General features: G+C 34.4%; 10 protein-coding genes and 1 pseudogene. 9 read left to right on the forward strand and 2 right to left on the reverse strand.

What is annotated here, in order from left to right; all coding sequences use genetic code 11:
• Window positions 1-60: 60 nt before the first annotated feature.
• A complete protein-coding gene (locus tag LA754_RS01495; RefSeq protein ID WP_457923662.1) occupies window positions 61-1,443 on the forward strand; it encodes an IS66-like element ISWen3 family transposase in 1,383 nt (460 codons plus the stop codon).
• A gap of 43 nt (window positions 1,444-1,486) precedes the next feature.
• Here LA754_RS01495 and LA754_RS01500 read toward each other — a convergent pair whose 3' ends face one another.
• Together LA754_RS01500 and fabG are read right to left on the reverse strand one after the other, a co-directional pair.
• Window positions 1,487-1,822: a TrbC/VirB2 family protein gene (locus LA754_RS01500; protein WP_077190288.1), complete on the reverse strand. Its 336-nt coding sequence runs from the start codon at window positions 1,820-1,822 to the stop codon at window positions 1,487-1,489.
• A gap of 94 nt (window positions 1,823-1,916) precedes the next feature.
• Entirely contained in the window at window positions 1,917-2,651 is a 735-nt protein-coding gene (fabG, locus tag LA754_RS01505) for a 3-oxoacyl-[acyl-carrier-protein] reductase (RefSeq protein ID WP_077188170.1), read from the reverse strand.
• Between the two features lie 266 nt (window positions 2,652-2,917).
• Between fabG and LA754_RS01510 the strand changes: the two genes are divergently transcribed.
• From LA754_RS01510 to LA754_RS01545, 8 genes and pseudogenes are all read left to right on the forward strand, one after another.
• Complete coding sequence (locus tag LA754_RS01510; RefSeq protein ID WP_186809115.1) at window positions 2,918-4,438, forward strand: HlyD family type I secretion periplasmic adaptor subunit; 1,521 nt, start codon at window positions 2,918-2,920, stop codon at window positions 4,436-4,438.
• 142 nt (window positions 4,439-4,580) lie between these two features.
• Window positions 4,581-5,674 (forward strand): annotated as a pseudogene (locus LA754_RS01515) (IS3 family transposase).
• Between the two features lie 166 nt (window positions 5,675-5,840).
• Entirely contained in the window at window positions 5,841-6,029 is a 189-nt protein-coding gene (locus LA754_RS01520; RefSeq protein WP_236514835.1) for a hypothetical protein, read from the forward strand.
• A 1,093-nt stretch (window positions 6,030-7,122) separates the two neighbouring features.
• Window positions 7,123-7,887: a cytochrome c oxidase subunit II gene (coxB, locus tag LA754_RS01525; protein WP_457923663.1), complete on the forward strand. Its 765-nt coding sequence runs from the start codon at window positions 7,123-7,125 to the stop codon at window positions 7,885-7,887.
• A gap of 15 nt (window positions 7,888-7,902) precedes the next feature.
• Entirely contained in the window at window positions 7,903-9,453 is a 1,551-nt protein-coding gene (gene ctaD, locus LA754_RS01530; RefSeq protein WP_077188169.1) for a cytochrome c oxidase subunit I, read from the forward strand.
• Window position 9,454: 1 nt separating this feature from the next.
• Window positions 9,455-10,342, forward strand: a complete 888-nt coding sequence (locus LA754_RS01535) for a heme o synthase (protein WP_006279512.1) — start codon at window positions 9,455-9,457, stop codon at window positions 10,340-10,342.
• Between the two features lie 175 nt (window positions 10,343-10,517).
• A complete protein-coding gene (gene rnhA / locus LA754_RS01540) occupies window positions 10,518-10,955 on the forward strand; it encodes a ribonuclease HI (protein WP_077188167.1) in 438 nt (145 codons plus the stop codon).
• Complete coding sequence (locus LA754_RS01545) at window positions 10,948-14,097, forward strand: YhdP family protein (RefSeq protein WP_457923664.1); 3,150 nt, start codon at window positions 10,948-10,950, stop codon at window positions 14,095-14,097. The genes rnhA and LA754_RS01545 overlap by 8 nt, the downstream gene beginning before the upstream one ends.
• The last annotated feature ends 55 nt before the right edge of the window (window positions 14,098-14,152 follow it).

Raw genomic sequence — 14,152 nt, forward strand, 5'->3', positions numbered from 1 at the left:
GGCAGAATAAGGTAGACAAGGTGATCTAAAAAGATAATCATAGAGCAAAAGTGAAATAATATGGTAAACCTTTTAGAACTTTGCAAAAATTTACAGCAAAAAATAGAAAGGTTAGAAGCAAAAATAGAAAGATTGGAAAAAGAGAATGAAAGTTTAAAAGCAGAAAATAAGGCTTTAAAGATAGAAAATGCTGAGTTAAGAGAAAGACTCGGTTTAAGCTCAAAAAATTCATCAATACCAAGTTCCAAAGAGTTGTATAAAATAAAAAAGAATAAGCCGAAAAGCGAAAGGAATATTGGCGGTCAGGTTGGTCATAAAGGAAGTTTTCGCGCCAACATGGATGCAGATAAAGTAGTAAAGATAGAGTTGCCTAATACTTGCGAATGCGGAGGAGAAATTGCAATATGTGAAAAACCATATATTCATCAGAAAGTTGATCTTCCAGAAATCAAGCCTTATGTAGTGGAATATCAGTTAGAACATGGCCGTTGTCGGAGATGCGGAAAGAGAAGAAGTAGCAAGTTACCGGAAGGTGTTACGCCAAATACATTTGGTCCAAGGGTTAAGTCAATAATTGCAGCGTTCAGCGGATTCTACAAAAATTCAAAACGCGAAATAGCGAGTGTCGTAAATGATATCTTCAATTTGAACATAAGCGTCGGTAGCATATCAAGTAGTGAACATAGAGTTGCTTCAAAATGCAAAAAAATGTATGAGCAGATCGAACAAGAGATAAGTAGGAGTAAAGTTCTACATATTGATGAAACGAGCCATTATAACAAAGGTAAACTCGCTTGGTGTTGGATGTTTGCAAGCAATACGGCAAGTTTTGTAAAATTTACAGAGTCAAGAGGAATGAAAGTTTTACAAAATAGTAAATTCTGCAATCGCAATAGCTTGGTAATAACTGACAGGTATGCAGCATACAATTATTTTGCCGATAAAAACAGGCAAATCTGTTGGGCACATTTATCAAGAGATTTTGAAAGATTAGCACATAGTTGGAATATTGAAGTTAAAGTTCTGGGTTGTTACTTGAGAAACGTGGCCACTGAATTATTTGCACTAAAAAAAGCTTTACTAAAAAGTGAGATAGATGTTTTGAGGTTTGTCAGACGTGCCAGAAAATTAAGAAAACGTACAAAGTATTACTTGAAGGAGATATCTCGTTTACCTGAAGCAATTGGAGCCTCTCGAGTTGCAAAAAATGTTCTAAGATCTGAAAGAATGATGTGGAAATTTTTAGATGACCCAGAAAATATTCCGCTGACAAATAACCACGCTGAACGGCAAATTCGGCATTATGTCGTTTATCGCAAAAACTCATATTTTACACAATCAAAGCGGGGAAATACATTCCTTGAGCGGATAATTTCATTATACTTAATTTGGAAACAAAGGGGTCTCAATCCTTTCCAAAATCTCCTATCTATTGTTTCTTAAACCACTCTCCTGAACGGATACAGCATTTCTGTACTTTTATGGGTTATTTCTTTCCACACTTTTCCAACATAGCTTTTGCTTCATCGCTTACATTGGGCATAACTTTTATTATAATCGTCTTAGCGCCAAAAAATACAGCACAAAACACGCCTAGAGCAAAGAGGGCTGGCCACGGCATCCTGCCAAATATTGCAAGCAAAGCTGCACCAATTATTACTACCGTCATAAGTGGACCGCCTATCCCCCAAACATAACCAATAATATTACATATTACTTGTGTTGTATCATCCATATCAGGACCAGTGATAGCTGCGTAACCTGAGAAAGAGGAAAGCAATACTACACACAAGACACCAAAAAATCCTATTACAGAGCTCATTTTTTTGCCTCTAAGTAATAAATTAACGTAAACCTAAACCTACACATTTTCTATTTTAAAGTAAAAATTATAATTTGTCCATACATAAGTGTTGCTACATAAATAACCCACCATTAATATTGAGCACATGCCCTGTTATATATTTTGCTTCATCACTTGCTAAAAACAAGACCCCTGCTGCTATTTCTTCCCCTGTTCCCATTCTTTTCATTGGAATATTATCTAATATTTTTCCCTTTTGTCCTTCATTTAAAACTTCAGTCATTTTAGTATCTATAAACCCAGGAGCAATACAATTTACTGTTATATTACGACTTGCAACTTCTTTTGCTATAGATTTGCTCATGGCTATTATTCCAGCTTTAGACGCTGCATAATTTGCTTGCCCGGCGTTTCCTGTTAGCCCTATTATTGAGGAAATATTTATAATTCTTCCCCAATTATTCTTAATTAGTTTCCTGCATGCTTCTCTACTCAGCTTAAATATAGAGCTCAAGTTAATATCAATTACTTTTTGCCATGCTTCATCTGTCATTCTCAATAATAAACTGTCTTGCGTAATGCCCGCGTTGCATACAAGCCCGTCAAAGCCTTCCATCAACTCACTTGCTCTGTTTACTAGTTGATTTACTTCCTCAGCATTTGATAAATCACAAGGGAGTACGTGCATATTTTTTTCATATTGTTTAGCAACTTCTTCGAGCACTTCTTTTTTTGTGCCAGAAATACATAAAGTTGCTCCGGCTTTGTGCATAATTTTTACAATTGCTTGCCCTATTCCGCCTGATGCGCCAGTAATCAGGAACTTTCTGCTTTCCAATTTAAGCATAATAACTTTATATTATCTTAATTCCTAACAGAATATTGACTAGTTGGCAATAGATTTCTTACATAATATAAGTAACTCAGATATTCACAAAGTAAAGAAAAAGTTATAATAAAGTTAAACGTCAAAAAATTTTAAAAACATAGTTGATGCAGGAATTGTTACTAAATAGTTTATTCTGGTGCTCTACAGTCTAAATGGAATGCTTAAATTATAGATTCTTTGTTTTTGTGTGTTATCTTGAGTTAACACAAATTCACAGTAGTATTATGATAAGTAAGTTAAAAAAGCTTAGCGCTGGATTTTCTTTGACAGGCTTGATTGGCCATGGTGATAATATAAATATGCAAGGAGTAAAAAATAAAAAGAAGAAGTACCCAAAATTTTTGGATAAGACGTTTGCATTGATTGATGCAGTGATAAATTTTATTTTAAAACGCGAAAGTAATAACGTAAATGAAGTCCTGAAAGTAACATGGGGACCACTATTTTTTGGTCTGGTAGTAATACTCATCTTTTTTGGGATAGGTGGTATTTGGTCGGCTATAGCTCCAATTGACGGTGCGGTGCATGCAAGTGGAGAAGTTATTGTATCTTCAAATAGAAAAATAGTTCAACACTTGGGCGGAGGAATAATAAGCAAAATTTTAGTAAAAGAGGGTCAAGCAGTTAAAAAAGATGAGCCTCTAGTTTTGTTGAGTGATGTTAACGAGAAGGCGAATTTAAGTATCATCAAAGAGAAGCTCTTATCATTTTTAGCAACAGAAGCAAGGCTTCTTGCAATCAGAGTAGATTTGGACACGCTCGAGTTTCCTGATGAGGTTAAAAAATTATCTCACGATGAACTTGTAAATAAAGCGATAAAGAATCAAGTAAAGTTGTTCAACTCTCAGAGAAAGAGCATATTGGGAAAAACAGACATACTGCAACAACGTATAAAGCAGTTAAATGATGAATTAGCGGGGCTAAACTTTCAACTAAATGCAGCTCATAAGCAATATGACTTGATAACTGAGGAGTTGGAAACAAAAAGACAATTACTTGATAGTGGCCATATAAGCAAACCACACATTTTAGCTTTAGAAAAGCAGTTTGCTGAAATTGAAGGCAGAGTTGGACATTACCGTTCTGCAATATCTCAAGTGCAGCAAAAAATTGGAGAGAACGAATTAGAAATTATAAACGTGAGAAATGATTCTCAAGAAAGAGCAAACGCTGAACTTAAGGAAGTTAGTACGTCTATTGCAGACTTGAAAGAGAGACTGATGGTTGCTGAAGATTCATTAGCACGTACAATAATTAAATCGCCTCAAGATGGGATAGTCACAGATATAAGATACCATACTGAAGGTGGTGTTATACAATCTGGAGTTCCGATCATGAGCGTAGTGCCATCGGATGATGACCTAATAATAGATGCTAAAATTCAGACCAGAAACATAGAAGAGATACTGTCAGCACAAAAGAAAGATAGCAATATAGTCTCTATTGATGGGCTAGAAGGGCTAAAGGTTAAAGTTCGTTTAAGTGCTTACAGTGCACGTCGTTTAAGTTTAATTAATGGTATAGTAAGCAATATTTCTCCCGATGCCCTTGATGATCCAAGGCTAGGGCGTTATTATTCAGTACGTGTAGTGATACCAAAACCAGAGCTTGCTCAGTTTAAAAACGTATACCTATACCCTGGTATGCCAGCAGAAGTGTACATAGTTACTCAATCTCGTACTCTTTTATCATTCTTGTTTACGCCTATAATTGCAACAGTCGATAGGTCTTTTATAGAAAGGTAGCTCACTCGTTAAAGTAGTAGTGAAAGTGCCGTAATAAAATTTAGGTACATAATTAGACAATAGGCTTCTTGACCTTACCCAGAAAAAGTGGAGAGAAAGAAAGGAGTTTTTTCGAGTAAAATAAAATTTTGGAGGATTAGAAATGGCAAGAGAATATACGGCAGAATTCAAATTGGAAGCTGTTAAGCTGGCAAATGAACAAAGAAAGGTAGGTCAACCAGTTGCAAAAGTAGCAAGAGATCTAGGAATAAGGGATAGTGTATTAGGAAAATGGATGAAGAAATATAACGAAAAAAAGTCAGCGGCAAATGCATTTCCAGATGTAGCACCTTATGACAAAGAGAGATTTGATTTACAGAAAGAGTTAGCAAAAGTAACAAGAGAAAGAGACATTTTAAAAAAAGCCCTGGCCAGTCAAAAAGAGTAAAATATTTTTTCATAAAAGAGCATAGTAAACACTATAAAGTGCAGGAATTATGTAGGGTTTTCTGCTAGTGGCTACTATAAGTGGACTACAAGGAAAATAAGCAGTAGAGAATCAGCAAATAAAGAGTTATTAGCAGATATTCAAAAAATATATCAAGCTTCTAAATGTAGATATGGAGCTCCTAAAATTCATGCTGAATTAAAGGCTTTGGGTAAAAGTTGCAACTTAAAAACAGTGCAAAGTATTATGCAGAAAAATGGTATTCAGGCTATATTGAGAAGAAAATTTAAAATTAAGAAACAACAAACGGACAGTAGCTCCCAATATATTAGACCAAAACTTTATTGTCGATCAACCAAATAAAGTATGGGATTATTTATATAAAAACCAAAGAAGGATGGCTATATTTGGCAACAATAATCGATCTATATTCACGCATGGTAGTTAATGAGCAGTTCAATAAATAAACAATAGGTTATGGACCCTTTATTAATGGCCGTTAACAAGCGTAAACCTGCCAAAAATCTACTATTACATAGTGATCAAGGTTCACAATATACTTTGCAAGGTTATCAATATCTCTTATCCATAAAAAACATAGATGAGTCATAAAGGTCGTTGTTACGACAATTCTGTTGTGGAAAGCTTCTTCAGTTCTCTAAAAAGGGAGTTACCAATAGACACCTCTCGGCACTCTAAACAGCATATCAAAACTGCTATATTTGAATATATAGAAATTTTTTATAACAAACAACGTCACTATTAACTATTGCATTCCTGAGCATTTTGATTCATCATTCTCTTTGTGAAAAACATTCCAAACTTTCTCTCCACTTTTTCTGGGTAAGGTCAAAAAAAACGCCGATATTTTAGTACATGGTAAATAGCCAACTACCACGGGGCTTCTTTTGCCTTTTTTTTTATTTGGTAGATTTCTTAATGTTTATGGCTAAACGACAATCGTCATCCCGCTACGTGTTAGCGGGATCTAGAGATACCGCGAATGAATCGCGGTATGACGGTTCGTGGCGGTATGACGATAAGGTTTATACCTTGTCATCCCAGTGCTTGACACTGGGATGGCTTTGTTGCATCGCTAGCTATGATGGATTAAAGATAAAAAAGATAGGGAATATCAGTAGCTTATTATTCTGGTATTTATAACAAGAACGGTCAGTGAATACCTAAATTTGAGTAAAAGAAATTTCACTACCACTCACTAATCTGGCTAAAATTCAAGAATTTCAATGCTTTAGCTATTTTCAATAGAATTAAATTTATTAATATAAATAACAAATTACTATTCTTAAATTTGATCAGATTGATTGCAAAAAAACAAGATTTTCAATAGGTTGCTTATAATCCTAACTATAGTTAGCCTTTCATAAGTAGCGATGCAACAAAGCCCACTGGGATCCAGGAATTTTATTAAGTTGGTGAGCATAAAAATAGCTGTTTTACGTTAAAATACAATGTTTTGATGATTATGGAAAGGCTGGATTCCAGTGTCAAGCACTGGAATGACACCATAGGGGCACTGCCATCATAAAGGAACCAGTGTCAGCTACTTGAATGACATCATAGGGACACTGCCCTGACAACCGTCATCCCGCTACTTGTTAGCGGGATCTATGCTTTGAGATACTGCGAATGAATCGCGGTATGACGGTTAAGTAAGGGATCTATGCTAAGAGATGCCAAAGACCTTCATGAAACTTTGCCCATTTGGCTTCTCTAAAGATTTCGTTTACAGAATCTAGTAACTCAGCTATGCAGAATGAAAAAAGTTTGTATGGTATATAAATAGTGTGTTTTTTTTGTAATTATTTTCTATAATACGCAAACCTTTGGTTCAGTAAATGCTACCATAGGCATTAAAAGTTAATTAACAAACTGCAATGTATAATGAAATAAAGACACTTGCAAGATTTTGATCTTGCAAATCATAAACTTATCATAAAGTTTAATAGTGTCTGTTACTGCTTTTAGGTGTGAGGCTAGAGGGTTATTAGCAGTAACAGACACTATTAAACTTATTATAGAATTTACTTAAAGTAAATACTTAATTTAAAATATTATAATATTTTTACTTACAATAGATTTATGTAAATGCTTTTCTCCTCAAATTAGTATTGTACTATTATACTTGTTGAATGCTAAAAAATTATTAACCATCACTAATCTCTATTTGCATAGTAAGTTTATATGTACTATTATACAGTATATCACTTAGTTTTATAGCAAACAAACAAAAGATATGGTGAAGTTATTTGCACTATTGATAATATTTTACTCAAATATATCTGTTGCCTCTGCTCCTACTTCCTGGCAATTTGGATTTCCTGCTCCTGCAACTGAAGTAATGGAGGCTGTAGTTAGGTCACATTCGTTTGTGATGCTTGTGATGGTTACAATAATGCTTTTTGTGTGGGCGCTGCTTGCTTATATAGCGTTTCGCTTTCGTAAAAGCAAAGTAACAAACATAAGTAAAACTACCCATAGTGTTCCTTTAGAAATTATTTGGTTTGTTGTACCAACTATCATTGTTGGAATATTAGCCTTTGAAAACGCTAAATTACTGAAGCTACAGGAAGAAATACCGAAAGCTGACATAACACTAAAAGTTATTGGCCATCAATGGTATTGGAGCTACCAATATCCAGAATATCAAGGTGTGTCATTTGATAGTTATATTAAGGGAAAAGAAGACTTTATCGAAGGAGATTTAAAGCTATTCTCTGTTGATAACAACATCATTTTACCCGTTAATACTAACGTTCGTTTACAAGTTACAGCAGGAGATGTGATACACAGTTGGGGAGTACCGGCTTTTGGTGTAAAAATTGATGCGATACCAGGCAGGCTGAATGAGGCGTGGTTTAATATCAAAAAGCCTGGTGTTTATTATGGGCAGTGCTACGAATTGTGTGGTCAAGGCCATGGATTTATGCCAATTGTTGTTGAAGCAGTAAGCAAAGAAGATTTTAATAAGTGGATTGAAAATAGAAAATTAGTGAGTTAAATTTGGAGTATAGATATGAGTGACGTACCAAAGGGCATAAAGCGTTGGTTGTTTTCCACCAATCATAAAGATATAGGGACACTGTACATTATTTTTTCCATATTAGCTGGAATTATTGGTGGATTATTATCGGTGATTATTCGCACTCAGCTAATGCACATTAATATACTTAACAATAACTATCAATTGTATAACGTAATGGTTACAGGGCATGCGTTGATAATGGTGTTTTTTATGATAATGCCAGCCCTCATGGGAGGATTTGGTAACTGGTTTGTACCTCTCATGATTGGCGCACCAGATATGGCGTTTCCTCGTATGAATAATTTGAGTTTCTGGTTATTAGTGTCATCTTTTATTTTGCTCATTCTCTCAGTGTTTATTGGTGAAGGTCCAGGTACAGGTTGGACTTTATATCCACCTTTATCACAGGTAATGTCCCATCCAAGTGCAGGAGTTGACATTGCTATACTTGCACTTCATGTTGCTGGTATGTCGTCAATTGTTGGGGCGATCAACTTTATAGTTACTATATTTAACATGCGCACAAAAGGAATGTCATTAACTAAGATGCCACTGTTTGTTTGGTCTGTCTTGCTAACAGCATTTATGTTGATTGTTGCCTTACCAGTGCTTGCCGGTGCTATAACTATGCTTCTTACTGATCGCAATATTGGTACTTCCTTTTTTGATCCTGCAGGTGGTGGTGACCCTGTGTTATTTCAACATTTATTTTGGTTTTTTGGTCATCCAGAAGTTTACGTAATTATTTTTCCTGCATTTGGCATCATAAGTCAGGTTGTATCAACTTTTTCTCACAGACCTGTATTTGGTTACATAGGGATGGTTTATGCAATGATAGGTATAGCAGTATTTGGCTTTATGGTTTGGGCTCACCATATGTTCACTGTTGGGCTTAGTGCTGACGCTGCTGCATTTTTTAGCACCACCACAATTTTTATCGGTGTTATAACTGGTGTAAAAGTCTTTAGTTGGATTGCAACTATGTGGGGCGGAGCAATTGAGTTTAAGACCCCTATGCTATTTGCACTAGGTTTTATTTTTATGTTTGTTGGCGGTGGCATAACGGGAATAATTCTTTCTCATGGTGGAATAGATAAGCTCCTGCACGACACCTATTATGTTGTTGCTCACTTCCATTATGTCATGTCACTTGCTGCATTATTTGGAGCTTTTGCTGGCTTTTATTATTGGATTGGTAAAATGTCGGGTAAACAATATAATGAGCGCTTAGGTCAAATCCACTTTTGGCTTACTTTTATTAGCACCAATATCACTTTTTTACCTCAACATTTCTTAGGATTTGCTGGTATGCCAAGGCGTATACCTGATTATCCTGATGCGTTTATCCCTTGGAATTATATATCCTCAATTGGTTCGTATATGTCCTTTGTTTCAGTTATGTTTTTTGTGTTTATAGTTATACATCTTTTTAAATGGGGCAAGAAAGCTGGAGATAATCCTTGGGGAGGTGACACCTTGGAATGGACGGTATCTTCACCACCGCCTTTTCATACTTTCGAAAAACCACCAGTGGTAAAATAGAATGTACACAAGTGTTTTGCTAAATGTTGAATCAACAATACTGGATTTTTGGCGTTTGCTGAAGCCAAGGATAATGTATCTTGTGGTATTTACTGCAGTTGCTGGTATGGTTACTGCACCAGGTAGTATGCACCCTTTTCTAGTACTAATATCTCTTATATGTGTTGCTCTTGGCTCAGGATCTGCAGGTGCTATAAATATGTGGTATGACAGAGACATAGATCTGCTCATGGAAAGGACAAAAAACCGCCCTATACCTTCAGGTAGAGTTTCTGCAGAAAGCGCGCTTGAATTTGGTATAACTCTTGGAATATTGTCAGTATTTATCATGGCAATAGCAGTAAATTATATTTCTGCTGCTTTGCTTGCATTTAGCATATTATTTTACGTTTTCGTATATACAATTTGGCTAAAAAGGCGTACTCCGCAGAATATCGTTATCGGTGGTGCAGCAGGTGCTTTTCCTCCAATGATTGGCTGGGCAGCTGTAACTAATTCTGTCAGTTGGGAAAGTTTCATTTTATTTTTAGTAATTTTTATGTGGACTCCGCCACACTTTTGGGCCCTATCTTTAAATAAGTCTGAAGACTATGCAAAGGCATCGATTCCAATGTTCAATATTGTTTATGGTCCGGAAAAAACAAGAAAATATATATTAATTTATAGTGTCTTGCTGGTGCTAACTAGCTTGCTTCCAGCTCTATTCTTGAAAAAGGCTTTACTTTATCTAAGCATGGCAATTTTTGCAGGTTGCATCTTTATTTGGTACGCTATATCAATTCTAAGATTCAAGAACCACAACTCACAGAAACAAATGTTTTCTTACTCAATTTCTTATCTATTTTCCCTATTTGCCAGTATTATTTTTTGTTCTATTGATTTATTTTAGTTATGAAAGAACGGCAGAAACATAAAAACTATTTTTTCCTTTTCCTTTTGGTAATGCTCGTTGTCACACTTTTTTTTGTTTCTATAATAAAATTTAAAGGTGCAGCTTAAACTACCTTTAGAAATTGTGCTTTCATAAAAGCAACTATATACTTTGTTAACCGATATAAACAAAGATGAGTAAAAAAGAAGTGACAATATATACGGATGGGGCGTGTTCTGGTAATCCTGGAGCGGGAGGATGGGCAGCTATCATATTATTTCAAGATTACAGAAAAGACATTTATGGTAGAGAAGAAAATACCACAAACAATAAAATGGAGTTAACAGCGGTGATCAATGGGCTGAAAGTATTGAAATTTTCTTGTAATATTAATTTATATATGGATAGTCTTTATGTTAAACATGGCATAACAGAGTGGATAAATAAGTGGAAAATGAATGGCTGGAAAACAAGTAATAAAAAATCAGTAAAAAATATGGAATTGTGGAAAGAGCTAGACAACGTTGCTTCACAACACGAAATTGATTGGAAGTGGGTTAAAGCACACAGCGGCGATAAGTATAATGAGGAGGCTGATAGTTTAGCAAGAAAAGCAATAATCGATGCTTAAAAAAATCACTATATCACTTTCCATAGTTCTATTGTTTGTATTCTGCTTATTTGTCTTTTTTAAGGGTGAGAGTCCTTTAGAAATCAATATTAATTATATTAATTTTTATGTTAAACATAAAATATCAAAGATATTTGTTGGCTCAAGCGTTAATATGGAGAATACCTCAGTTGTTTGGCAGAAAGGTAGTAAAGATCCGTATTTAGTCATTACAGATTTGGCAATAGCAAATCCTAATTTTACTATAAAAGTTCCTGAGCTTTTTGTACATTTTAAGTTAAGTTCCTTATTTAAAGCTAGCACAAATCTCTCTCAGGTTTCAGCTGATAATGTGCATGTATATATCAAGAGAGAAGAAACTAATGTTAATCCGCAAAACTCATTAGACCTTTTGGATAATCATTATTTAAGTAATAACCGCCTTCCTTCGGTGTCATTCCAGCGCGTGACGCTGGAATCTAGAAAAAAAGAAACCTGGATCCCAGTGTCAAGCACTGGGATGACAGGAAAAAAAGATATTGGGATGACAGGAAAAAAAGATACTGGGATGACAGGGAAGAATTTCAAGATGACAGAAAGCAGTGCAAAAAATCTATTAAAAACAATAAGGGAATTTTTTTTTGACTTAAATGCGGATTCAAAAATTGAATTTACTAACATCGCTATTGATAAAAGCACAGAAGATGAATTTTTTATTGATAAATTATATATAGGGAAGGGGGAAGATTTTAATGTTTTAGATATTCATGTGAATACAAAAGATGGAAAGGGATTTTTGGATGATTTATCAATTACGATAAAAAATCGCAACAATTTGCTAAATGTGTACGGGACATTTTATGATCTAAAATTGGGACTATTGAGCAAGTTTTCTACATTAGTTAAAAGCTACAATTTGGACAAAAATATAGGATTCAAAGGAAGCTTCTCAGTGAAAATTAATAAAAAGGATGAAATTGTAGATGGAAATATATACGTATTAAATACAGAAAATTATTTGAACAAAAATTTGGCCTTAACTAATGTAAATATAAATTTAACATATAGTAATGGAATTATTAGTGTAAAAAACTTCCATTTTAAGTTAAATGACACGTATCTCTCTTTAATAGGCAAAATGAACTTTAGTACAAGTCATGCTTTGCTTAGAATTAATATTAGTAAGTTTGCTGCAAAGGATTTATGTACTTATATACCAGATAGTGTAGTAAATAGTAAATTTAAAAGCTGGTATTGTGATAATATCGAAGGGGATGTTTTAAATACCATTGTAAGTTTCAATGGCAAAATTAACAATTTGGTTGATGACGATCTGTCAGACATTGTAATTGTTGCTGATATAGAAAACGGTAGCGTAAAATTTGATGAAGATTTTGAGCAAGTAAAGGAATTAAAGGGTGATTTGATCATCAAGAATAACGATCTTGAAATTACTGTAAATAGCGCTAAGTTTCAGAATTTCACTGTTAATGGTGGTGATATTGAAATGAAATCTCTAAATAAGGAAGATTCAGTTCTAACCATTAATGGCAAAGCTGTAAGTGATGCGTATGGTTTATATGAGCCTATAAGATTTAAGCTGGATGATGTGGTGAAGGTTGAAAGGGATAAAGTAAGTGGAATGGCAAAATCCGTATTTAATTTTCGCATTTTTAATCTAAATACTGATGACAAAAAAGTAGACTTCTCAGCAAATTTTCATTCTGAAATTGACAATTTGGCCGTCTATAATGCAAGTCTTGGTAAATATGATATTAAGCTTAGTTTTGGCAGTGACTTTATAGATTTAAATGGTAGTGGTATGGTGAATAACACACAGCTATTATTTGACCTGAAAAGTAGCAATAGGAATGAAAGTTTCGCCTGGAATTTGACCGGAGATTTACCCGCTCAAATACTTAATTTTGATGAAAATATAGGTGGCTATGTCAATACAAATATAGAATCGGTGATAAATCAAGATAAGACGGGGCATGTTAATGGTAATATGGATTTATCAGAGCTTGAATCACGTTCAAGTTATTTAGGATGGAAAAATCGTTTTGAAGATCACAATAAAATTTTGTTTTCTACAAGGTTAAAAGGAGCAGGTGAATTGTTAATAGACAAATTAGATGTTGTAGGAAATGACCTAGATATAAAATTCAGCGGAAGAGTAGAAAATGGAAATTTATATTTAAATTCTAGTAGTTTTAAATTGCCTGATAATGATTTTAGTATAGAAATTGAATCAGGTAAGGAAAAAAATGCCATAACTATTTATGGTGAGGAAATTAACTTAAGTGATATTTTAGGCTTGCTTGGCAAAAACAGTAATGGATTAAACAAAGATATAGAGATTAGTATGAATGTTGACAATGTAATCATGAAAGAAGGCATCGTTATCAAAAATGCTAAGCTGAATGTAACCTGTACTAAAGGTAATTGCGATGGAAGTCAATTTACAGGACAGTTTCTAGAAGATAGCAGCAACATACTAGCGGAATACAGTGGAATAGGGCTCGAAATATATGCGGATAATGCAGGTATACTTTCGCGTTCCTTAGGCATTAGTAAATCAATTAAAAACGGCAAATTGTCTTTTTATATCTCTCCTCAGAGAGAAAGTGGAGAACATTATGGTACGTTATCCATTAGCAATTTCTACATCAAAGATGCTCCACCACTTACTACTTTATTGTCGATGTCTTCATTGCCTGGTATCGTAAATGCCATAAAGAACGAAGGTGTATACTTTTATAAATGTAATGCACCTTTCTCATACAAAGATGGCACTATTGAAATTGAAGAATCTTGGCTTGAAGGGGCGGAGTTAGGTATTAGCACTGGTGGTAAGCTCGATATTAAAGATTATAAATTCCAGGTTGCAGGACAAGTAATACCAGCATATTCAATTAATAAATCTTTGTTAAAAATTCCTATAATTGGAAAACTTCTTACTGGTGGGAAAAATAGGGGAATCGTTTCAATAGACTATAAAGCAAGTGGTGATGACAAAAACAATAACGTATCTGTTGATCTTATCTCTTCGCTAACTCCAAACCTATTAAAGAGGTTATTGGGAGTGTTTGATCGCATTATGACAAAAACTAACGAAAGTGGCTTAAAAGGTGGTGTGAAAAAGAAATTTGGTTCGATATGACCAAAAGGGAAGTTATTTAACAAAATTATGGACAAAAATGCAAGAATTTCAGAAT

This window comes from Wolbachia endosymbiont of Muscidifurax uniraptor, from assembly GCF_054149795.1.